The organism is Ruegeria sp. YTSA072 (genome assembly GCF_059610285.1).
Window position 1 is genome coordinate 53,550 of sequence record NZ_JBXWNI010000006.1, and the last position, 20,993, is coordinate 74,542.

Below are 20,993 nucleotides of genomic sequence, written 5' to 3' on the forward strand. Positions count from 1 at the left end.
AGTTGCGTGGATGTAATTTAGACAATTGTGTATGTTTCGATCATGAAAAAGATAACTGATGTCATACAGCTAAGCGCTTCTGATCTTGTTGGTCATTTAAATTGCAATCATCTCACGGAACTCGATCTGAACGTCGTTTCCGGTACGCTTCAAAAGCCCCAAGTTTGGGATCCCTTGCTGGAGATATTGCGTGAGCGCGGACATCGTCACGAACAGGAGTTCGTACAGCATTTATCCGATCAGGGGCTTTCCAATGTAACAATCGATGGCGTGGACATCACAGATGATGCCGTGGCCCAAACCAATGATGCAATGGCAAAAGGCGCGGATGTTATCATCCAGGCGGCACTCCGCCAAAATCGCTGGTCGGGCCGCGCGGACATCCTTCGCCGCGTGGAAAAACCTAGCAATTTCGGGGCGTGGTCCTACGAGATCATTGACACCAAGCTCGCGCGCGAGACCAAGGCAGGTTCCGTTCTTCAACTATGCCTCTACGCCGATCTTCTTGGTCAGGCACAAGGCACCGCCCCTGAGTTCATTTATGTCGTCGCGCCGTGGTCAAACTTTGAACCGCAACAATTTCGTTACGCTGATTATGCAGCCTATTTTCGGAAGGCGAAATCGGCCATCGAAGAGGCTACGTTGGAGGATGCGCCTCCTGCGCATTACCCAGAACCAAAAGAGCATTGCGATATCTGTCGGTGGCGTGGGCGCTGCGAAACCAAGCGCCGCGAAGACGACCATCTGTGCCTTGTGGCCAATATCAGCAAGAACCAAACAACCGAGCTTCAAGAAAATGGCATCATAACCGCCTCTGCCCTTGCCGGGATGCCCACACCTCTGCCCTGGAAACCCCAGCGCGGTTCAGCGCAATCATTTGAGAAGATTCGAGAACAAGCGCGCATCCAAATCGAGTCCCGGAATGCAGGCCAGCTGAAATTCGAACTTCTGCCCGTAGCCCCGGAAACAGGACTCTGCATTCTTCCTGAGCCGTCCGAAGGCGACATCTTCTTTGATATTGAGAGTGATGCATTTGTGGGTGAACACGGCATCGAATATCTGTTCGGCTACACATACCGCGATGCGGACGGGAACTGGGACTATACGGCTGACTGGGCTTTTGACCGAGACGGGGAGAAGGCCATCTTCGAGCGTTTCGTTGATTTCGTTGTCGAGCGACGCAATACCTACCCCGACCTCCACATCTACCATTTCGCGCCATATGAAACCGCTGCACTCAAGCGGTTGATGGGCCGCTATGCCAGCCGCGAAAACGAGATCGACAATTTCTTGCGCGCAGAACTCTTCGTCGATCTGCTCGCCGTCGTGCGCAATGCCATCCGTGCGGGTGTCGAAAGCTACTCCATCAAGAAGCTTGAGCCGATCTATGGCTACGAACGGCAAACGGAACTCTCCACTGCCAACCTGGCCCTCAAAAGCCTACAAGCGGGATTGGAGCTCGGCGATATCGAGTCGATTAGCGACGAAGATAAGGCGATTGTTCAAGGCTATAATCTCGATGACTGCGCCTCCACCGCTGCCCTCCAAGACTGGCTTGAAGAGCAACGACAAAGCCTGATCGATCAGGGCATCGAGGTGCCGCGCCCTTCGCTGAAAGACGATCAGGAACAGGAAGAACTGAGCGAGCGCCAGCTTGCGATCCTCGATCTCATTGAGCGCCTGACGTCAGATGTTCCTGTCGATATTGAGGAACGAACTTCAGAACAACAGGCGCGATGGCTACTCGCCTATCTACTGGAATGGCATTGGCGGGAAGAAAAATCGACATGGTGGGAATTTTTCCGCTTGAAAGAACTCACTGCCGAAGAGCTCTTGGATGAGCGCCCAGCGCTCGCTTTCCTTACCTATGTTGACACTGTCGATCACACCAAGACAGGGATCCCAACAGATCGGTATCGGTTCATGCAACAGGACACCGACTTGCGCGGCGGAGAAAAGCTCCGCTCCGCTGGCGGTGAACCATTCGGCATCATTATCGAGATCAATGCCGATGCGCGAACGGTGGATATCAAGAAGTCGAAAAAGACCGCAGAGCTGCACCCTGAGGCTGTCTACGCCTTCGATAACTTTCCTGGGAAAGAACAAGCCAATGCTATTTTTCGGATTGCAGAATATGTGGCCGATCATGGCATTGAGGGAGACGGCCCGTATCTCGCCGCCCGCGCTATGCTTCTCCGCGAGCCGCCCCCGATTGGTGTTCAGCCAATTAGACAGGAGGGAGAAGACACTCTGGCGGCGGCACTGCGCATAGCGGATGCCATTGATGGCGGTCTGCTACCAATCCAAGGCCCGCCCGGAACGGGCAAGACATTTACAGGCGCACGGATGATCTGCCGCCTTGTTAAACGTGGCCTCAAGGTCGGGATCACAGCGAACTCGCACAAGGTCATTCGCAACCTCATCGACAGCGTTGTCAAAGCATCGCATGAGATGAGTGTTGATCTGACCTGCCTTCAAAAGCTCTCCGAGAATGCCGACGATGAGGACAGGCTGGTTTTCACCAAGGACAACGCCGAAGTCTTTGGCTTGTTGAGTTCGGGCGCGTGTCAGGTTGCCGGTGGAACAAGTTTTTTGTGGGCGCGCGAAGATGCCCAAGACGCGCTGGATGTCCTGGTCGTCGATGAAGCCGCACAGATGTCGCTCGCTAATGTGGTCGCGGTCTCTCAAGCTGCACGTACGCTGATCTTGCTCGGCGATCCCCAGCAACTCGATCAACCGAGCCAAGGCTCACATCCTGATGGAACGGACGCCTCATCGCTTCATCATATCTTGGGCGATGACCACACAATCAGCGCAGATCGCGGGTTGTTCCTCGAACAGACCTGGCGTCTGCACCCTGAGATCTGCGCCTTCAATTCAGAGCTTTTTTACGACGCCAAGCTCCATGCCAGGGACAGCTGCGCGCGGCAAAGGATCATCTCTGATGGTCTGATCAACGGAAGCGGCCTGTGCTACCTCCCTGTCCTTCATACTGGCAATAAGAGCTTCTCCATAGAAGAAGCAGAGGCCACCGCGCAGCTAATCAACGAAATTCTCGCAGGCACACCAAGCTGGATAAACCGCGACGGTGAAGAAAAACCCCTCACCTTGGACGACATTGTCATCATCACGCCATACAACGCTCAAGTGTTTGAAATACAGCAACGTCTACCGAATGCACGGGTTGGAACGGTTGATAAGTTCCAAGGTCAGGAAGCGCCGATCGCAATCTATTCAATGGCAACATCCAGTCACGCCGATGCGCCACGAGGCATGGAATTTTTGTACAGCGCCAACCGCTTCAATGTAGCAATCTCCCGCGCCCAGTGCATCGCAATCCTGATCGCCTCACCGGATGTCTTTGAGGCGGAATGTAAAACCCCAAGACAGATGCAGCTCGCAAACGGCTTCTGCCGCTATCTGGAATGTGCGTCTTCTCTAGGCAAAGCATGAGGATGGTTGGAGAGTGGCCAAGATACCCAATTGCTTGTGAAAAATGAAGAGTGTCCTGAGTTGAGGGCGCGTGAACGGAGGAAATAATGTCAGGCTTACCGAAGGGAACCCAAATCTGGTTGCGCTCATTCTACGGTTTTTCGCCCGAAGAAGACGGGTACGTCGGCTGGACGCAAGAGTCTGCCCGCGATCGAAAACTAGAACAATTGAACGACGGTGATCTGTTGATGATTTATGGTGCGTCCAGCGCTGAAACCGAAGCTGCATTGCGCTCTTACGTACTTGGTTTCCTGCAAATCGACGCCACTCCGATCCGCGACTTCGACAAGGCGTCTGAGTTTGGCATGACCCGCAAAATAGACGCCGGTCGCGAAAACAAGTGGAGCTACGCACTACCTGTTCGTCGAGCATGGCGAGCTGAAGAGAAAATGTTAATCAGCCGAATTGCGTTCAACTCTTACAGGGCCGAGGCCGGGCAAGCGCTGGCTGTCCACGGGGCCGCATTGGATGAAGACGAGATCGAGCAAGCCATGAAGATCCGCGTGCGCGAGGTGAACGTGTTTGGCGAAACCCCTGTAGTGGATGAGGCGACGGTAGTTCAGCCCTTTGGAAAAGTGTTCAAACCCTCGCGTGCGTTTCCAGGAAGTTTTGGAGAACGAAACTCCACATACGAAGACGGTGAAACTTACGTTTATTTGTCGGCTTACGAAGGTGATAGTCACGCTTTGGTTGGACGCAAAAAATCATTCTCTGACAAGTCGGTCGCATTAAAGATCGGCGTCACCAATGATCCAGAGCGGCGTCGCGATGAACTGAATGCGGGTTTTCCACCCGCTGCGCTTGGACTATGGGGACCTATGCGCAAGTCGCAACCATTCCCATGCAAAGCGGATGCGGAGGAGGTAGAAGCCGCGTTCAAGGACAAGGCGGCACAAAAGCTTGAAAGCTTGGGTGGAGAGTTTTTCTGGGGGCGTCTGGATGACGCGGAAACCCTGTTTTGGTCGTTGCCTGGGATGTCGCGCTTCTAACCAAACGAGACATCGACGATTGTCTCAATTCAGCTGATTAATGAGCTTCGCCGACATTTAGTCAGACAATTCTGAACACAAACGTATGACAAAATCAGCTTATTCAACGTGAACCGCTACGTCATACCCAAGAGCTTTTAGGGCTTTCGAAGTTCTGCCATTTCTAGGTGGATACTTGTCAGGCAATGCCCACCCTACAAGTTCGCCGAGGGCGCTAATTCCTAGACCGTCGATCTTGTATTTTGGATCTTCAATCGCTTGCCAAAGACGATCTGGCAACTGGTCAGAGTTCCCAGAATACAGAACGTGTGTAAGAACATCGACCACATTCAAACCCGCCTGTGTTCTCCTATTCCAGATGGTTTTCGACAGAGCATCAACCTTTTCTGGTATTGAATATGCGGAACCAATTGATGGCAGACCCACCGACGAGTTTCGCACTCTTCTTGCGTAGTCTTTCATTGAATGAACAGAAAAACAGATGTCTCTGAATGTGTCCAAATCTAACTTGGCCAGGCTTTCTTGGCTGAGGGCCTTTCGCAGGAAAGGTGCGGTTGCATTGAGCATCTCGTCTTCACCCTCGGGCGCATCCTTCAACCCGGCCCACCAAGTCAGAGCGTTGCTCCGGGCCAAATCAGGATCGAGTTTATTCCTTTCATAGAAATCCAGATACCTAGCTTTGCGGCCGTCAAAAGTCTTTTGATAATAGAACGCGTGTAAGAATTGGTCCGCTTGCGCGCCTTTGGGGGCATCGTCTGAGACCCATGAGGGGCGGTTCTTAGGTAAGCTTACCTGCTCGCTGACGTGCCTAAGGATTTGAAGAGTGGCATACCACTCTTCGAGAAACTTCTGTCTTTTTACATCGGCGGCCTTGTTTGGAGCAGTGGTACTCAGCCCGCTCCACTTTCTGATACTGGAATGCTTCCAAAAATCCGCCTCATCCAGTTTTGCCTTCGCCAAGTTGCTTTGGCGTTTCTGCATAAGATCAAACAACTCTTGCGTTAATGGAGTCGAGTTTTCTTCAAGAACAGAAAACATCTGCAAAATGTCTGTAGAAAGCGCATCGTCTATGTCGGTTTCTTGGAGGAAACAACCGGCTTCGACGTTTCTGTTCCAAGCACTGTCCGTCAAGTTGGCAGATCCGATATAGAGTCCAAAACCACGCCACCATATGACTTTTGCATGATGCTTCTCGACAAGCTTACAGGAAAACTTTGCAGATTTTGTTTTCAAAAACTTCGCCAACACATTCGTGTTAACAGCCACTTGGGGGTCAAGGCGCCCATAAAACTTTAAAGGAATATCGTGAGTCCAACACCAGTCGAATAGCAGCGAATTGTCTGTGGCGTAAGCGACAGCAGCCAGTACTTCTTCTGTGTGGTCAACAGCATTTTCGGTGATATTTCTCAGGTAGTTGCCGTTTATAGCTCCCAAAATCACTTGCACGAATGAGCTCCAAACGAAAACATCAGCAACTTACGGGTAGCATAGACCACTAAAACGCGAATTTTGCAATTGGGCGTAATCCTATTTTCGTCCCTGTAGAAAAGCCATTCATCTACAGCGCCCTAATTCCACGCATAGTGCGCCGTGTCCGAAATGTGCCGAATGATCGCTTCCCTGTCGCGCTGGTTGAGCCATTGATCGCCGCGCACCAGCGCTATGGCATCATCGCGTTCTTCACGACTGTACCAGGGAACTGGTTGCTGTTTGCCCGCGATTTCAGCCATTACTCCGTCATCAGCGTGCAGGTTGATGAACGCGCCAGGGAACTGGCGGCGACATATACGCAAGAACCGTCTCGCGAATGCACCAGAGCCAACTGACAAAGTATCAGTGGATCGACGCCTGAATTTGCCAAGTATGCTTGGGCTTAGCCCCACTCGTAGTGTGCTGTACCCAATATATGCCCAATGATCTGGTTGCGTTCTTCTTCATTCAGCCACCGGTCGTCCCGGATAACCTGAGCAGCCGCGTTTCGCTCTTCAACTGAGTACCAAGGCACCGGCGACCGACATCCAATCATTTCAGCCTTTATTCCATCTGGGGCATCGAGGTTCACGAACGCGCCAGGAAATTGGCGCCTGCAGACAACCGGAGAATTGCCGACACCAAGAGGTAGAGACATGACTCCGCTTTCAGACACAAATGTTATCGTGTGGCTAATCGGTTCCGGAAATGTGAAGTCGTGCTCATCATTCATGTTTGGGCTCCGTGAGACTTAACGGCGACCAATTCACTATTGGTCTTGTTGAAGCTGTCCGGTACGACCAATCGCGGCGTCCGTGGCTCAGCCGCAGACTCTGTCTGAGCACGAGCTGCTGCCACGTTGTGGATATTGATACGCGCTCCTTTGACCCCTTCTAGTTGGGTCCGATACTCTCGCCGGGCTTCGACAGCGCTTTTTAGAGCAAGCTCGCTAACCAGGATGGGCTCGAAGTCGTCGTCAAGCACGGGTGCGCCTGCTTCATCAAGGAGCGGCACCAAAGATTTTCGCAAGTGGCTTTGGACATGAGTGTCGGCCAAGTCCATCATTTCGGCAGCGTGGTTTCGTCTTGCTTCTGCAATTCGCAATTCGAGCTCTTGCCGGAACAATGGGTCGCGTAGCCGTTCCCGATGTACTGAATGGAAACTTACGCCCAGCGACCGGCAGGCTTTCGTTATCACACCGCCTTGCTTGTCCAGCTCTTCGAAGAGGGCTTCTCGAAGATCTTCGAATGACATGACACTAGCATTGCCGGGCTGGTGCCGTGTCGGCGGCAGGCAAATTGCCGTGGCTGTATTACTGGGCATATTTCTGACTCCCACCAGGTGAACAGATTTCCCTTGGTTCCCAATGCCCATAAAATGAGCTTTCAAATGAGAGGCTGTCTCTTCTTTGGCGATGTGACGTCTGCGCCGCTCCGGAACAGTATGCACGCTTCGCGTATCTGAGTAGGCCAGTGTTTTCGACTTGGCGCTTGCAGCCCTTTTACCAACTCGCCAAGACTAATGCGGCATTATTGCCCAAGCCTTTGTTGGAGCTTTATAAAAAGAATTTGTTTTGGGGCGACACGGTCGTCGCCTAGAGAGCGACGACCATGTCCAACGGCCCTGACGAACAATAGCGTTCATTGTCCGACCGGCATGTTTTCTTTGGCTTGGACGCTTCCAAACAACTTGTCAGGCCGCTTTGACAGTTCGTCCATACTGTCGCAAACCGCCAGAAACGCTCCGCCAAAGCGGAATGAAAATGCCAATCAAACCAGAGTTCATCGTAGCTCAGAGCATGATGACGACATTGGCATTATCCTTTTTGTCTTTGTCGAGCCTTAGGCCAGGCGTTTTGTCCACATAGCTTTCAATCCAGCGAGACAGCGTTCTTGATGACCGGACTGAGCCCATGTCCAAAATGCCTTTGACGAGCTCTGTGATCCTTATGGGGCCGCGGCGCACTCGATCAGTGATTTGGTCCTCGATCTCGGCCATTTCCCAATGATCTCGATCGACCCCGGACTTGACTTTGGAGGCCGAAGTCAAGTTGGCCTCAAGCACATCACGCATTACCAGGACGTCGCGAGGCATATCGTCTTTGCCGATATTGACCCAGGCCAAGTCGGCCCCAAGAAGGCGATCTAGATCGGTAGCTCCGTCCTTCTGCTTAGTACATTTTACTCTGGTTCTAATCTCACCGTCCCTGCCGTCCTTGCGTTCGAGCGTGATCTCGAAATCGACGTTGGCATGCAGTGAGGAGTGACCTCTGGCACCTCTGGACTTGTCTTTTCCCAGGTGGTGAACAAAAGCCACGGTGGCATCCTCCAAGGCAATGCGCCCGTCTGGCATCTCAACCTCACCTCGAAGCTCCTTGCTGATTTTGAGGCAGTTTCGGACGAAATTCGTCACGTCGGAACCATTCTCATCACCACTGAAATTTGCTGAAAGCGTATCCACGCCAACTAAAACCCGGAACCCCGGGATCCGCAGCTCACCGATCTCTCCAATCAACGTATTAACTGCGGTATCATCTCCGAAGTTTTCTGGGGCCGTCAGAACATGGACGGGTAATGGTTGACTCGCTTTGTAGTACTCTGCCCAGGCCTTCATTCTGCCCATAATGCCCGAGGCACCTTCACCGACAATCATTACAAATTGAGTGGGAGCCATTTCATCCGATCCGTCACCAAATGGTGCCTTTCCACTGCAAAGGCTAAGAGCCAAGTGGATCAGGAAAAAGGTTTTCAGTGATTGGGACGCACCAAGAACGGAACCTACGCTACCGACGGGAATTAGACCCGGCACCAGCCAACTAGGAGGCTCCTGTGCCATTAGCCCGTCCCACGTCAAAAATCGTCCTTGGCGAGATTTCACGTGCGTATCCGCGTCAGACAGCTCGATGACTAACTGAGACGTAGCGCTCTGTATCCTGTCTAACTTTCTGCGAAGAATAATCTTCTCTACATGATCGTCAATTTCTGCGATTTGCTCATCAGCGTACTCTCGGAATTTGCGCGCTTGGACTCGCAGAATTTTGGATAACGAGGTCTTCTTCGGCTCATCTGACGAACTGAGACCCTGGCGCAATTCTTCATCGCTTGGTCCGCTAGGCGATTGCCTAGCGGACTCGAACAGGATTGCAGCGGCGGCGTTCAATTCTTCGCGTGGGACATCACGCCGAACAGCAGAGATGACATTGTCCCAGCCGACAAAATCCGGGTCGATGCACTCCAATGCGCGAAGTCTGGGATTATCGGGAATCATAAAGCACCCCCTCTTCGACCCGGTGTTCGACCGGACCGTTCCAGCACGCCTCAAAGGCTTGAAAAAGTGGTACCAAGGCTTTTGGGCCTTCAAACGCGGGACATTGACCGGACCATGTCACCACAAGTGTTCCTCCTTTATTGTGCACCATATCAACCGCGTTCGACACGAAATCTGGACCGAACTGCTCGGCCAGGAACTCGAGGAGGTCCATTAGCAAAGACGATGGTTCTGCTGGGTGTCCTTCGATGGCGAAGATCAGCTTCTTGGGTTTTTGATCGGAGGTGCTCATTTCACTTCGCCTCCTCGATCGAAACGCCAGTGTAACCCTCTTCTAGGTAGCGAATTACGTCACATGTTCTGTAGTATATGGCATTGGTGCCTGGAACTTTGGTTGATACCGGTCCTCTGGATACCTCGCGACGACGTAAGCTGTTGTACGTTTGGAGCGTTCGCCGCGACAAACCAGTAACTTCAGAACACTGGCTCAGGTTCATTAGCTCGTCTCCCGCAAAGGACAACGAGGGTTCGGATGCGGGATTTCCGCCATTACGATTACGATGCATAGACAATGCAACCTCCTGTAATCATGCCAATTATTGGGCGTTCGACTGCACAGGTCGATCGCCCAAATCGGCTGGTTTCGGTTTACACTGTCAAAATGTCTGTGGACCTAAGCGACCCACATCGCGGTTTGCGCGACACATTAGCGGTATGCAATCTCAACAAAATTGCAACCCTTATTTGGAAGCCTCATCAGAACGCTGTTTTTGGGCCATCACCGCGCACCTAGGACTTGCAGCGCAGAATTTTAAAGATTCCTTAAATGGAAACAGAAGTTTGCGAGGCAGACTCCGCGCGATAACCGGTGCTGTTCTTAGTTCCGTCTGGTGTTGTCTTTTAGCCACGCGTCGAGGTCTTCACGGTCATAGCGGATCGTAGAACCCACCTTGCTGAATGCTGGGCCCGACCCATTTGAACGGTAGAGCGCCAACGATTGCTGACTCATGCCTATGTGGCTAGCTGCACCTCTCGTATCCAGCCATCGAGGTTGGTTTGCTTCGATTTGAATGGTCTGCGACTTTGCCGCCGACAACGCGTCGATCTTTGTCTCAATCTCTGTCAGCCGTTGTAGTATGCTTTCGAAGATTCCCATGTTCATTCGCTCCAAATTGTTTCGTTTGGAGACAAATTAGATGCTCGACAGAGCAGCGTATTCCATTGTTTCTACCTAAATGAAAGCAGATGCTCGGCAACCAGTTCGGTTGCAACTCGGACCGGCTTCAGCACTCTGTCACGACGGACATAACGCCAAGTAGTTGTACCGGCGCCCGCATGGTTCAGCGCAAGAGAGACTGTGCTCATCTCCACTCCGAGGTCCAGCGCTCGCGATGCCCAAGTATGCCGAAGCGCATGCGGCGCCGGAAGCGAACCTGAACTACGAAGATGACCAATATGCCCTTTGCTCGATCGTGCTGGGAACAACCATGGGCTTTCCAACTTCGTTGTTGCGTCCATTAAACCAGCCAATTCTTGCAGTAGAAATCGGGGGAGCGGCCTGAGAAAGGCGCGCGTCTCGCCGCCTTTCGGAGACCTGATGTTTGCAACGCCATTATCCCAGTCAACGTCATCGCGCGAGAGGCTGGAAACCTCTTTCATTCTAAGGCCGGTCATCGCCAAGGCAATCCAAGCAGCCCTGGCGACAGGGTTTGTAACCTCGTCAATCGCGCGCCACATGGACGAGATACTCGCATTGTCTAACGCCCAATCTCTAGGTCTTTCAGGGTTTGTCCTTATGGCTCTTTGCCAAACGTTCCCTTCCGGTAGGTCTTGGTCGCGGAGCACGTCCGTCCAAATTGCCTTGGCGGAGCGTGCAACGCCATTTGCCATGTAGGGCCCGCTTTCATGCGTGATCCGCTCAAAAAGTATTCTTGCGTCCTGGCGGGTGACGGTGTTCATCGGCACTTTTGCCAAGCGCCCCATGCGTCTTAGCATACAGCGATAGAATTCGACCGTTCGGTCAGAAAGGTCCGGTCGCTGCTGCAGGTACCTGTCGAGCGCAGTAGTTGCGTTCGGGACTTCCGCGGTCCGAAGGCGCTCTCTGCGTGGGTCTAGGCCCTGAGATAGCTTTAGCTTCATCTCTCTTGCAGCTTGTCGGGCCTGTCTCACCGTCAGAGCATCTGTTCGCCCCAAGGTAAGCGTTATAGGATCGGACCTTCCATTGTTGATAGTTCCGGCCAAGCGCCATGTCGCGCTCTTTTTTCCTACCTTGATCCTTAGCCCCGGAACCTCATCGCAATACAGCTGCACACCCGGTTTTTCATCGCGTAATAGGCGATCTATCCTTGGTTGAGTAAGCCTATCTGGCATAGTCAATCTCCTTGATTTTTGGACCGGATCCGAGACCCGGCGACACCTAGCGCCGAATAGTCTCGAAAAGATCGATGCAGAGATTATGCGCGTAAAATCAAAGAGATGATGCCCTCATTACAGCGATATACAGCGAAAAAATGCCAATTGAGTTGCTGCGCGGCTAGCTTTTAATCAGTGGGTCGCAGGTTCGAATCCTGCACGGCTCACCACTTTTTTCAAAAATTTGCGCCCTGAAGTTCAATTGACCTCCTGTGGCAGTACAGCAACTCTATACGGGGCCAATACCGGAGCCATCGAATGTTGCAGGCTGCGTTCTGATTGAGTATCTTCCCAGCCTCGTCGACCGTGGATCGCTTGGCGAACTTCGCATATTCCCGGTCAGATCAGCTTTGGCATGACTGGCGGAAAGTTGCATGAGTGGGAACTCCGAAAGGTCGGCGGTTCGATCTACCCGACGAACCAGGAACACTGGCCTGTTTATGCACAGATTTTTGAATGCCGAAGTAGCGTGCGTCAGCTGAAAACGGTATGAAATCAAACGCCCTTGAGTGGCTGATCACCTCCGCGCTTGCAACCGCGCATGAACGCTGACGTGATCCCTATTCACAAACCCAAAGGTCCCCCTTTCGCCAACCCCTTGCATTGACTATGTGTAGCAGAACGCCAGCGGAGCGTCGCCGGCCCTTGATGTCTGCCTTGAACAATCGGGAGCGCGCCAATGTTCTTTCTCCGTCCGGCACTTGCTGCATTTTGTGTATGTGCATTGCCTGCAGTTGCGATAGCGCAGTCCGAGGTGGCCGCTTCGGAAGGTCTGCAAATTGAGCTGAATACGGTTCAGGATGTCGAAAACGCATGTCGACTGACCTTTGTCGTGGAAAACCAAACTGGGACAGCCATTGACGAAGCCAGTTTTGAGACAGTGATCTTTGATGCCTCAGGTAGCGTTGTCAGACTTTCTCTATTCAACTTCCGCGACTTACCTACGGAACGACCACGTGTGCGCCAATTCGATTTGCCGGGCATGGCCTGCAGCTCGGTCGGAAAAGCCCTGATCAACGGTACCAACGCATGCAAGGTGGCCGGGGCGGACAGTTCGATATGTGAAGACGGGCTGAAACTGCAAAGCCGAACAGATGTGGAGTTGATTGGATGAGCCCCTTTGATGCATTGCGCGAAATCCTTGATCTGGGCGGGCCTGTTGTTGCGATCCTGATCGCGATGTCGGTGGTGACCGTTGCGGTCACGCTTTACAAATTCTGGCAATTCGCAGCATCCGGGGTCGGGCGTCACCGGGTGTTGTCCGAGGCGTTGGCTGCCTGGGATGCGGGCGATCCGCAAACCGCCCACGCCCGTCTGGACAAAAGCCGCAGTTACCTTGCCCCCCTGGTACGGGTTGCGATGAATGCCTCAGAAACGCCGGGTCTGGACCAACGGCTGGATGCTGAGGCAGGCCTGGCGCTTGCCGGGCTTGAGCGCGGCTTCCGACTGATGGACACCGTGGCGCAGCTTGCGCCGCTGCTGGGCCTGTTTGGCACAGTCCTGGGGATGATTGAGGCGTTTCGCAGCCTGCAATCCGCCGGGTCGTCGGTCGACCCATCACTGCTTGCCGGAGGTATCTGGGTTGCCCTGCTGACAACGGCTGTGGGGCTTGCCGTGGCGATGCCGACCTCGATGCTGTTGTCCTGGTTCGAAAGTCGCACGGCGCGCGAACGGGTCTTTGCGGACAAGGCGCTGCGCACAATTCTGGTGCCTGGGCAGGCTGTTCCGCAGGCCGACGATACCCGCGCCGTGGCGACCGCCCCCGGACATGCGTAACACCGCACCCTTTGTCCGGCGTCCCATGTCGATGACTCCGCTCATCGACGTGATTTTCCTGCTGTTGCTCTTCTTCATGCTGACCTCGACCTTTGCCAAATATGGCGAGATCGAGCTGAGCAATGCAGTGGGCGGCAGCGCGACATCGGATGCACCGACCGAGCGGTTGTTCCTGCAGTTGGGGGCAGAACGACTGGTGCTGAACGGGCAAACGGTCTCTCTTAGTGATCTGGAAACGCAACTGGAGGCCGGGCAGGTTCTGGTCAGTTTGGACCCGGATACAACGGCGCAGCGCGTCATCGACGTCCTGGTCCGGCTGCGCGGGCGTGACGGATTAAGCGTTCTGGTGCTGGAATGATCAAGTACAGGCGCCCCAAACGCAGACGCGACTCAACTATTGCGCTGATCAACGTCGTCTTCCTGATGCTGATCTTTTTCCTGCTCACCGGCACGCTGGCTCCGCCGCTTGATCCGGATCTTGAGTTGGTGAACACTGCAGACCTAGAAGGGCGCGAGCCTCCTGATGCGCTGATCCTGCACGCCGACGGCTCGCTGAGCTATCGTGGAATTCCAACCGACCCTGAAACGCATATGCGTGACCAAGGGGCCGATGCCGTGCGCATCGTCCCCGACCGAAATGCACCGGGCCCGCGTCTGATCGAGGTGACCGGCGCGTTACGCCGTCTAGGCGCGTCATCCGTCTTTGTTGTGACCGAGAAGGCGCTGGAATGATCCGCCGGTCGGTTTTGATTGCGGCGGCGGCCATTCTGGTGTCGCTGTTCCTGCACCTGATGGGGCTCAGCGTGACCGGGCAGCGGCTTGCAGAAGACGCGCCAGGCGGCCAAGCGCCTGAATCAATCGAACTAAGCACGACATTCGAGGATCTTGCCGAGGTTGCCGCCGAGCCGGTTGAACCCGAACCGGCCGAGGCACCAGAGCCTCCGGTTGAAACACGGCCTGAGGAACCGGAAATCCCGGTCAGTGAGGCGCTTGTCGCGTCGGAAAACCCGCAGGAGGTTTACGCGCCCGATATCGGCGAAGCAGAAGTGGTTCAGCCGACTGCCACGGAACCGGTTGAGCCTGATGTGGCAGAGACCGAAAACACATCCGAAGGCGATGCCGCCGCCAGCGAAAATTTCAATGAAACACCGCCGGTCGAGGCGGAAACAGCAACCGAGGTGCCCGAAGGAATTCCCGAGGCAGAGGTCGCCGAGCCAGAGGTCGCGACCGAAGTCCAGCCCGTATCACCCCAACCGCAAGAGCTGGCGGCGCTGCCGGTCACCCCGTCGCCCGAGGCCGCGATTCCCGTTGTCCCGTTGGAGTCTGAGGCGATTGAGCCGGATGACCCGGTTGAACCGACCGACCAGGATGCGACGGAGGACGTGACAGAACTGGCCGTGACGTCTTCGATCCGGCCGCAGCGCCCCGACCGGCAACCAGCGCCCGAAAGGCGGGGCACACTGAACGGCGCGCGCGACTTCAGCGAGTTGCAGTTCCCGTCAGAGGTGGTTGAATCGCCCCTTTACGCCTACAGGCGCGAAGGTCTGGATGCCTTCACGACTGGCAGCAGTGGCAGCCGCTCGGGCGGGCGTGGCCCCGGCAATTCGGACACCACCAATTATGCGGGTGAAGTCTTGGTCCACCTGAACCGCGCGCCCCCGGTATTTGTTGCTGCCCGGGGATTTGCCAAGGTGTTTTTCGAAATCAATCCCGATGGCACGCTGGCCTGGGTCGATGTCATCGACAGTTCAGGGTCGTCCGATGTTGACCGGGCCGCAAGGGCGCAAGTGCAGGCGGCCTCGCCCTTTCCGCTGCCGCCAGGTGGGGTCAGCCGCAAGTTGTCCTTCTTCTACACCAGCAATTGATTGGCGGGTTTCATCACCCGATTTACCCATCACAGAACCCGTTTTGAGCGGGATTTTGCCCGAATCTGCCCATTTTCGGAAGGTGGGGTCAAACCCCGGGAAGTCTCAATTGCAAACATGTACGTTTTTTGGCATTTAAAGGGGTGTCGTCGCATTTCTTTGATCAACTTTTTGTAACGAAACACAGCTGATCGCGAAACATACGTAAATACTCAGGAAATTGGGTTTCGTGCGGTATTCTGCATTTGCAAAGATGCAACAAATACCAACCTTGCCCAGAATGAAATGCAGCGAAACCATTGCGCACGCTCGGAATTTGTCCGAGTAGGCCAGCAGTCGCCATAGCGGCTGCACTCCTCTCAAATCTTATGGGTTTACCATGAAAAATCTCCTCATTGCATCGACCGCGTTGATCGCAACCGCAAGCGTTGCTGCCGCGGATGTTAAATTCAGCGGCTACGGCCGTTTTGGTATTGGATATCAGGAAGACCGTACCGGTACTGTTGACAACTTCACCGTTGATCCGGCAACCGGCGCAGTTACCAGCGCCGGCACCGCGACCGTCGACACCGACAACACCATCTTGGTCTCGCGCTTCCGTCTGAACATCGACGGCACCGCAGAAACCGATGGCGGCGTTGAGTTCCAGGCACGTGTTCGTCTGCAGGCTGATGACGATTCCGGCAACGGCGAACAGAACAGCGCGGGCCTGAACGGCGCACGTTTCTCTGTCATCTACGGTGGTCTGCGTGTTGACGCCGGCAACGTTGCGGGTTCCTTTGACAACCTGGCTAACTACTTCGGTAACGAACCGGGCCTGGAAGAGTTTCTGGGTCAGTATTCGGGCGTGAACTATAGCTTCCTTGAGTACACCTCGACCGGTTCGGGTGCGAACGCTGTGTTCTTCCAGTACGCAGTTGGCGATTTCGCATTCGGCGCGTCATATGATCAAGCAACTGTTGCTCTGGACGGTGTTCCGCAAGACGCAGACCGCTGGGACGTCAGTGCAACTTACACCTTCAACAACATCACCGCTGCACTGGCCTATGGTCAGACCAAGGCGAACGTGAACAGCGCGAGCGAAAAGCAGTCGCTGACCGTTCTGACCCTGGGTGCAGAATTTGGTGACTTCTCGGGTACTCTGTTTGTTGCGGACGATGACGTTGTTGATGATGCCGAGAACGGCACCGCATACGGTCTGTCGCTGGCATACAATCTCGGCGCCGCAACCACCCTGCAGTTTGCTTACGGTGACGGTTCGGCTGACAACGATACCCGCAACATCGGTATTGGCGCCATCTACGACCTGGGCGGTGGTGCATCGCTGCGTGGTGGTATCGGCGAAATCAAAACGGGTGACGAAGACGGGCGCATCCGCGCTGACTTCGGTGCTCAGTTCAACTTCTAAGTTGCGCTAAATCACAAAGTTTTAGGGCAGGTTTTCGAGCCTGCCCTTTTCTTTTGCTAGCTTATTTCTTCTCAAAGAACAGGATGACCTCGCCCAGCCGGACGCCATAACGCGAGACATAGGCTCGGTTCAGCAGACGATCATCGTCCAGCAGCCACATCCAGTCGTCAAAGTTGACCCGCATGGTGCCCTCTTTGACCGGCAGGTCGATCTTGTATGTCCAATTGAACGTATCGCCGCGCTCGACCCCGGTGGCGGTTCCCAAAACGCCGGGCGCCGTGCCGGTCCAGGTGTCCTCGCCCGTTTTGGTCAGCGTCCAGACACGCTGCTCGGTGGCGCCGTCATCATAGACGAAATCCTCAACCAGGGTCAGGATTTCACCATCCCACGTTCCGTCGATATCCACCGTAAAGCGGCGCGGAACGTTGCCCAGAACATCCTGAAACTGGCCATAGGCGACGGTCTTGCCCTCAAAATACTCTTCAAGGTTCAACTGCCGATCAGACAGAAAGGTCTTGGGAACGCGCGGTTTAGCTGAACAGGCAGTCAGAACGGCCAGTCCGGCGACTGCCAGGCCCGCAACAAGGACCCGACGCGAGATCATTGCAGCGGCCTTTGTTCTGCGTCCGCATCATAGCCGTTTGAACTGGGGACATGTGCGGGTTTAACCTCGGGCGCGGGGCGCATCGTGGCAATCAACTCTGCGACCTTGATACCGAACTTGCGCATCTCGGATCGGTTCATGATTACACCGTTTGCGGTCAGGTACATCCAGTCGGTGACGTCCAAAGTATGCCCGCCGGCATCCTCAGGCAAAATGATCCGGTAGGTTAGTTTGACCGTCGAACCCGAAATCGTGCCTTTGCCTTCACCGACGATGTCATCCGCCGTGGCGATGAACGTATTGCCGGTGCCCAGCGTCAGATACCATTTACGTGTCATCTGTTTGCCGTTGGAATAGGTGAAATGCTCGGACAACGTGCCGGTGTTGCCATCCCAGTTCCCAACCATACGGGCGACAAAGCTGTTCGACATCTTGCCGTTCGGGCCATAGATCAGCCCTTCGGACAGGATCTCTCCGTTCAGAACCTCTTTCATTTTGAATGCAGGCCCAGTGCCGGTGTAGTCGGCCGGTGTTTGCGACCGGAAGCTCAGGAACCGGTTCTTGGCTATTAACAAAGCGAGAGCGGCGAACAGTAAAACAACAAGCGTTTTCATTTGGCTGAGACCTCCGTGGGCAACGTCAGGACCATGCCAAACGCGCCAAGTTTCAGGATGCAGGGTAGTACCGCATAAGCCAGATTGAGTGTTTCCAGGGCTTGGGCGGAATTCGATTGGCCAGGTGAAAAGCCGCTGCGTTCCAGCAGGGGCAATGTAAAGAAGGCGGCAAGCGCGAGGCCCAGCTTGCCCGCAAAGGACCAGATGCCGAACGCGGCTGAGGCGTTCAGGCCGGCGCGGGTCAAAACGACCGAGAACATGGCCGGCAGGACCACCATATCGGCCCCAAGTGCCGCGCCCGAGGCAAGGCAGATCAGAGCAAAGCCCAAAAGCTCACCCGCTGGCAACATCGCAGCCCCAATAAAGCCGGCTATGGACAGCGGCATTGCGATGATCAGAGTCTGTTTCGGACCAATGCGATTGCTGAGCTTGGCCCAAAGCGGCACGCTGGCGCCGGCGCTGAGGAAAAACAGGATCAACAAGGGACCCGCCTTGCCCGGCAATTGCAGCCTGTCTTCGACGAAGAACAGAAACAGGGTTGAGGTAATGGCGACCGGCAAGCTGTTGACCAGCGCCAGCGCCAATAGTCGCAATGCCCCGGCCTGACCCAGCCCTGCGAAAGACAGGCCCTCGCCAGTAATCGGCGTGCGCCGCCACATTGGAAATGTCAGCGCGATGGTTACGATCGACAGGACGCCCAGAAACAGCCCAAAGGCGGGATATCCCTGCGCGCCGGCCCCTAAAGCGACGAACAGTGCAGGCGCGCTCGCAGCAATGACAACACCCGCCAATTGTCCACCTTCACGGAAGGCTGCCAGTGTCATTAACTCTTTTGCGTCTGGTGTTTTAGCCAGGGTTGCGCTGCGCCCGTAAAGCAGGATGGTCCCGAGGCTGTAGGCCGAGAACAGCAGGATCAGGATCAGGATCAGCGATGTCACGCTTGCGCCCTGTGGCAAGGCAAAGAGAAGCGGAAAGCCGACCGCCAGCCCAACAGCGGCCATGGCGGCGAACGCCAACTGACCCTTCGGCCATCGGTCAATCGCCCAGCCTATCAGCGGGTCTTGCACAAGATCCACAAGCCGGATCAACAGCAGTACCGTTCCAATCACCCCAAGGCTAATCCCAAGGTTAACCGCAGCAAAACGCGGCAGGTGGATATAGAGGGGAATACCCGCCGCTGCGAGCATCAGCGCATAGAGGCTGACCCGGGGATACAGCATCACTGTCCCTTCAATTGCCGCGTAAAGCTTGCGGATCTGGTATTGTCTCCCAGAAAGATCGACATGAATGTCTTTTTGACGCCTTGCCCGGACAGGGTGCAGGTTTTGCGCCCGTTCCGCCAGAAACCAACCTTGTTCGGCCCTTCCGAGATGGCCAGATAGCTGTCGCCTTTGCTGACAGCCTGAAAGCACTGCTCAAGCTGGGCTTGTGTCAGCCCGCTGTTTCCTTGCCGTGTCATCTCATCCAGCGTGGATTCGACCAGAGCCTTCTGCTTGAGGTTTTTGCGGTAGGTCAGCTGCAATCCGAAATCATCGCTCCAACTGAACGGGGCACCGCCTGGCGTGAACAGCTTTGCGTCATAGATCGGCAGGCCAAGGTAACGGAACGTGGCGGACCCGCGCAGTTCGGCGTTCGGCAATTCGTTCGACACGGTTGACGCCGCCAGCCCGACTGGGGCCAGCAAGGTCAGCGACAGCAGAGCAACGCACCAGACCGAGCTATTCGGCCGCGACAGGGATGACCGGGTCATTTTTGGCAATGCCATTGTCAGCTCCGATGGTTTGCGGGGTGCCTTTCAAGTGCGCGACAACATGCATCGCGCTGGCAATCCCGTCTTCGTGAAAACCATGCCGGTTATATGCACCGGCAAACCACGTTTTGTTCTGTCCCTGCATGTCGCGAATTTGCCCTTGGGCCTTCAGTGCGGCTTGATCGAAAACCGGATGGGCGAATTCGACTTCGTCATAGATTTTGTCTGCGGGAATATCCGCCGCAACATTGAGCGTTACAAACATCGGATCACTGTCGGGGATGTTCTGCAACCGGTTCATCCAGTAAGTGACGCCGACATTTCCGGCCTGTGAACGATAGGTCCAGCTGGACCAACAGGCCCGTCTTTTGGGCATTTGGCCGGGATCGCAATGCAAAACAGCCTTGTTGGGTTGGTACTTGATCGCGCTTAGGGCAGCAATTTCTTCGGGTGTGGCGCTGTCACCCAGAATGGCCAGCGACTGGTCGGAATGGGTGGCAAGGATGATCTCATCATAAAGGTCAGCCTGACCTTCGCTGAGTACGGTCACGCCCAGTTCATCCCTCTGAACATGCTGCACGGGGGAGGCGACGCGGATTTCGCAACCGCGGGCGCGCAATGCAGCCTCGATCCGGCGGACATATTCAATGCTGCCACCTTTGACCGTCCACCACTGATGCTGCTTTGAACGATCACCGGCCAGCAAGGCATGGTTTTGGAAGAACTGCACCAGCGAACGTGCGGGAAAGCGGTCAATGAATTCGACGGGGGTCGACCAGATCGCCCCGCACATAGGCATCAGATAGTTGTGGCGGAACCAGTGGCCCAAACGTAGTTCGTCGATCAGTTCGCCAATCGTAGTGTCATTGTTCTTGGCAGCTTCCGGGGCTTCTTTGCCAAAGCGCAGGATGTCCGAAATCATCTTGTAATAGGCTGGACGCATCAGGTTGCGTTTTTGCGCTGTCAGGGTGCGCAGATTGTTCAATCCGTATTCAAGGCGACCATTGTCGATCGTGGCGCCAAAGCTCATCTCGCTTTTGGTGACCGGGACGTTCAGCTCGTCGAACAGTTTGGTCAGGTTGGGGTAGGTGGAATAGTTGAACACAATAAAACCGGTGTCGACCGGTTGATCACCGTTTTTGCCAGCCATGACCGTTCGGGCATGGCCGCCCAGTCTTGGCTCGGCCTCATAGACCGTTACATCATTGTCTTCGGATAGATAGTAAGCTGCGGATAGGCCTGATATTCCTGCACCTACAATTGCGATTTTCTTGCGTGCGCCCCTTGGTTCGTCGAACATGTGATCCTCTTAGTTCGGCAATTTAAAAGGATTACGCATCAGATGC

Annotated in this window: 21 protein-coding genes; 8 read left to right on the forward strand and 13 right to left on the reverse strand. The window is 54.8% G+C overall.

Going from position 1 to position 20,993, the window contains the following annotated elements; genetic code table 11:
- The first annotated feature begins 42 nt into the window (after positions 1–42).
- Both AC2FIB_RS12020 and AC2FIB_RS12025 read left to right on the forward strand, forming a co-directional pair.
- On the forward strand, positions 43–3,453 hold the full coding sequence (locus AC2FIB_RS12020; protein WP_496842154.1) for a TM0106 family RecB-like putative nuclease: 3,411 nt from the start codon (positions 43–45) through the stop codon (positions 3,451–3,453).
- Between the two features lie 86 nt (positions 3,454–3,539).
- Positions 3,540–4,481 carry a GIY-YIG nuclease family protein gene (locus AC2FIB_RS12025; RefSeq protein ID WP_496842155.1) on the forward strand — a complete coding sequence of 314 codons (942 nt, stop codon included), beginning with the start codon at positions 3,540–3,542 and terminating at the stop codon, positions 4,479–4,481.
- A 99-nt stretch (positions 4,482–4,580) separates the two neighbouring features.
- Here the strand turns inward: AC2FIB_RS12025 and AC2FIB_RS12030 are convergent, their stop codons facing one another.
- The 8 genes from AC2FIB_RS12030 to AC2FIB_RS12065 form a co-directional block, all read right to left on the reverse strand.
- Positions 4,581–5,927: a phospholipase D family protein gene (locus tag AC2FIB_RS12030; RefSeq protein ID WP_496842156.1), complete on the reverse strand. Its 1,347-nt coding sequence runs from the start codon at positions 5,925–5,927 to the stop codon at positions 4,581–4,583.
- A gap of 122 nt (positions 5,928–6,049) precedes the next feature.
- Positions 6,050–6,211 (reverse strand): hypothetical protein, encoded by a 162-nt coding sequence (locus tag AC2FIB_RS12035; RefSeq protein WP_496842157.1) that lies wholly within the window; start codon positions 6,209–6,211, stop codon positions 6,050–6,052.
- Positions 6,212–6,354: 143 nt separating this feature from the next.
- Complete coding sequence (locus AC2FIB_RS12040) at positions 6,355–6,684, reverse strand: hypothetical protein (RefSeq protein ID WP_496842158.1); 330 nt, start codon at positions 6,682–6,684, stop codon at positions 6,355–6,357.
- Positions 6,681–7,274, reverse strand: coding sequence for a hypothetical protein (locus AC2FIB_RS12045; protein WP_496842159.1), 594 nt, complete (start codon positions 7,272–7,274; stop codon positions 6,681–6,683). Before AC2FIB_RS12045 ends, AC2FIB_RS12040 begins: the two co-directional genes overlap by 4 nt.
- Positions 7,275–7,742: 468 nt before the next feature.
- Positions 7,743–9,218, reverse strand: a complete 1,476-nt coding sequence (locus AC2FIB_RS12050) for an AAA family ATPase (protein ID WP_496842160.1) — start codon at positions 9,216–9,218, stop codon at positions 7,743–7,745.
- Entirely contained in the window at positions 9,205–9,510 is a 306-nt protein-coding gene (locus AC2FIB_RS12055; protein ID WP_496842161.1) for a hypothetical protein, read from the reverse strand. Before AC2FIB_RS12055 ends, AC2FIB_RS12050 begins: the two co-directional genes overlap by 14 nt.
- A 585-nt stretch (positions 9,511–10,095) precedes the next feature.
- Positions 10,096–10,374: a helix-turn-helix transcriptional regulator gene (locus tag AC2FIB_RS12060; RefSeq protein WP_496842162.1), complete on the reverse strand. Its 279-nt coding sequence runs from the start codon at positions 10,372–10,374 to the stop codon at positions 10,096–10,098.
- 71 nt (positions 10,375–10,445) lie between these two features.
- Positions 10,446–11,588 carry a site-specific integrase gene (locus AC2FIB_RS12065; RefSeq protein ID WP_496842164.1) on the reverse strand — a complete coding sequence of 381 codons (1,143 nt, stop codon included), beginning with the start codon at positions 11,586–11,588 and terminating at the stop codon, positions 10,446–10,448.
- A gap of 721 nt (positions 11,589–12,309) precedes the next feature.
- Here AC2FIB_RS12065 and AC2FIB_RS12070 point away from each other — a divergent pair.
- From AC2FIB_RS12070 to AC2FIB_RS12095, 6 genes are all read left to right on the forward strand, one after another.
- Complete coding sequence (locus AC2FIB_RS12070; protein ID WP_496842165.1) at positions 12,310–12,744, forward strand: hypothetical protein; 435 nt, start codon at positions 12,310–12,312, stop codon at positions 12,742–12,744.
- Positions 12,741–13,406, forward strand: a complete 666-nt coding sequence (locus AC2FIB_RS12075; protein WP_496842166.1) for a MotA/TolQ/ExbB proton channel family protein — start codon at positions 12,741–12,743, stop codon at positions 13,404–13,406. The genes AC2FIB_RS12070 and AC2FIB_RS12075 overlap by 4 nt, the downstream gene beginning before the upstream one ends.
- The gene (locus AC2FIB_RS12080; protein ID WP_496842167.1) at positions 13,399–13,764 is read left to right on the forward strand and encodes an ExbD/TolR family protein; all 366 of its coding nucleotides are present in this window, start codon (positions 13,399–13,401) and stop codon (positions 13,762–13,764) included. The genes AC2FIB_RS12075 and AC2FIB_RS12080 overlap by 8 nt, the downstream gene beginning before the upstream one ends.
- Positions 13,761–14,138: an ExbD/TolR family protein gene (locus AC2FIB_RS12085; protein ID WP_496842168.1), complete on the forward strand. Its 378-nt coding sequence runs from the start codon at positions 13,761–13,763 to the stop codon at positions 14,136–14,138. Before AC2FIB_RS12080 ends, AC2FIB_RS12085 begins: the two co-directional genes overlap by 4 nt.
- Positions 14,135–15,271, forward strand: coding sequence for an energy transducer TonB family protein (locus AC2FIB_RS12090; protein WP_496842169.1), 1,137 nt, complete (start codon positions 14,135–14,137; stop codon positions 15,269–15,271). The genes AC2FIB_RS12085 and AC2FIB_RS12090 overlap by 4 nt, the downstream gene beginning before the upstream one ends.
- 379 nt (positions 15,272–15,650) lie before the next feature.
- Positions 15,651–16,679 carry a porin gene (locus AC2FIB_RS12095; protein WP_496735127.1) on the forward strand — a complete coding sequence of 343 codons (1,029 nt, stop codon included), beginning with the start codon at positions 15,651–15,653 and terminating at the stop codon, positions 16,677–16,679.
- A 61-nt stretch (positions 16,680–16,740) separates the two neighbouring features.
- Here AC2FIB_RS12095 and AC2FIB_RS12100 read toward each other — a convergent pair whose 3' ends face one another.
- Genes AC2FIB_RS12100 through AC2FIB_RS12120 form a run of 5 tightly spaced genes read right to left on the reverse strand, consistent with a single transcriptional unit; the run spans position 16,741 to position 20,947 of the window.
- Entirely contained in the window at positions 16,741–17,283 is a 543-nt protein-coding gene (locus tag AC2FIB_RS12100; RefSeq protein WP_496735125.1) for a DUF3833 family protein, read from the reverse strand.
- Positions 17,280–17,897 carry a DUF3833 domain-containing protein gene (locus AC2FIB_RS12105; RefSeq protein WP_496735123.1) on the reverse strand — a complete coding sequence of 206 codons (618 nt, stop codon included), beginning with the start codon at positions 17,895–17,897 and terminating at the stop codon, positions 17,280–17,282. Before AC2FIB_RS12105 ends, AC2FIB_RS12100 begins: the two co-directional genes overlap by 4 nt.
- Positions 17,894–19,117 (reverse strand): MFS transporter, encoded by a 1,224-nt coding sequence (locus AC2FIB_RS12110; RefSeq protein WP_496842170.1) that lies wholly within the window; start codon positions 19,115–19,117, stop codon positions 17,894–17,896. The genes AC2FIB_RS12105 and AC2FIB_RS12110 overlap by 4 nt, the downstream gene beginning before the upstream one ends.
- Positions 19,117–19,662 carry a hypothetical protein gene (locus AC2FIB_RS12115; RefSeq protein ID WP_496735121.1) on the reverse strand — a complete coding sequence of 182 codons (546 nt, stop codon included), beginning with the start codon at positions 19,660–19,662 and terminating at the stop codon, positions 19,117–19,119. The genes AC2FIB_RS12110 and AC2FIB_RS12115 overlap by 1 nt, the downstream gene beginning before the upstream one ends.
- Positions 19,616–20,947: an NAD(P)/FAD-dependent oxidoreductase gene (locus AC2FIB_RS12120; RefSeq protein ID WP_496735119.1), complete on the reverse strand. Its 1,332-nt coding sequence runs from the start codon at positions 20,945–20,947 to the stop codon at positions 19,616–19,618. Before AC2FIB_RS12120 ends, AC2FIB_RS12115 begins: the two co-directional genes overlap by 47 nt.
- Between the last annotated feature and the right edge of the window lie 46 nt (positions 20,948–20,993).

Coding starts and splice junctions, on each gene's coding strand:
- AC2FIB_RS12115 (WP_496735121.1), bottom strand. CDS start 19,662: ATGGCATTGCCAAAAATGACCCGGTCATCCCTGTCGCGGCCGAATAGC.
- AC2FIB_RS12025 (WP_496842155.1), top strand. CDS start 3,540: ATGTCAGGCTTACCGAAGGGAACCCAAATCTGGTTGCGCTCATTCTAC.
- AC2FIB_RS12085 (WP_496842168.1), top strand. CDS start 13,761: ATGATCAAGTACAGGCGCCCCAAACGCAGACGCGACTCAACTATTGCG.
- AC2FIB_RS12055 (WP_496842161.1), bottom strand. CDS start 9,510: ATGAGCACCTCCGATCAAAAACCCAAGAAGCTGATCTTCGCCATCGAA.
- AC2FIB_RS12050 (WP_496842160.1), bottom strand. CDS start 9,218: ATGATTCCCGATAATCCCAGACTTCGCGCATTGGAGTGCATCGACCCG.
- AC2FIB_RS12100 (WP_496735125.1), bottom strand. CDS start 17,283: ATGATCTCGCGTCGGGTCCTTGTTGCGGGCCTGGCAGTCGCCGGACTG.
- AC2FIB_RS12075 (WP_496842166.1), top strand. CDS start 12,741: ATGAGCCCCTTTGATGCATTGCGCGAAATCCTTGATCTGGGCGGGCCT.
- AC2FIB_RS12065 (WP_496842164.1), bottom strand. CDS start 11,588: ATGCCAGATAGGCTTACTCAACCAAGGATAGATCGCCTATTACGCGAT.
- AC2FIB_RS12090 (WP_496842169.1), top strand. CDS start 14,135: ATGATCCGCCGGTCGGTTTTGATTGCGGCGGCGGCCATTCTGGTGTCG.
- AC2FIB_RS12080 (WP_496842167.1), top strand. CDS start 13,399: ATGCGTAACACCGCACCCTTTGTCCGGCGTCCCATGTCGATGACTCCG.
- AC2FIB_RS12020 (WP_496842154.1), top strand. CDS start 43: ATGAAAAAGATAACTGATGTCATACAGCTAAGCGCTTCTGATCTTGTT.
- AC2FIB_RS12110 (WP_496842170.1), bottom strand. CDS start 19,117: ATGCTGTATCCCCGGGTCAGCCTCTATGCGCTGATGCTCGCAGCGGCG.
- AC2FIB_RS12035 (WP_496842157.1), bottom strand. CDS start 6,211: ATGGCTGAAATCGCGGGCAAACAGCAACCAGTTCCCTGGTACAGTCGT.
- AC2FIB_RS12095 (WP_496735127.1), top strand. CDS start 15,651: ATGAAAAATCTCCTCATTGCATCGACCGCGTTGATCGCAACCGCAAGC.
- AC2FIB_RS12045 (WP_496842159.1), bottom strand. CDS start 7,274: ATGCCCAGTAATACAGCCACGGCAATTTGCCTGCCGCCGACACGGCAC.
- AC2FIB_RS12105 (WP_496735123.1), bottom strand. CDS start 17,897: ATGAAAACGCTTGTTGTTTTACTGTTCGCCGCTCTCGCTTTGTTAATA.
- AC2FIB_RS12070 (WP_496842165.1), top strand. CDS start 12,310: ATGTTCTTTCTCCGTCCGGCACTTGCTGCATTTTGTGTATGTGCATTG.
- AC2FIB_RS12060 (WP_496842162.1), bottom strand. CDS start 10,374: ATGGGAATCTTCGAAAGCATACTACAACGGCTGACAGAGATTGAGACA.
- AC2FIB_RS12120 (WP_496735119.1), bottom strand. CDS start 20,947: ATGTTCGACGAACCAAGGGGCGCACGCAAGAAAATCGCAATTGTAGGT.
- AC2FIB_RS12040 (WP_496842158.1), bottom strand. CDS start 6,684: ATGAATGATGAGCACGACTTCACATTTCCGGAACCGATTAGCCACACG.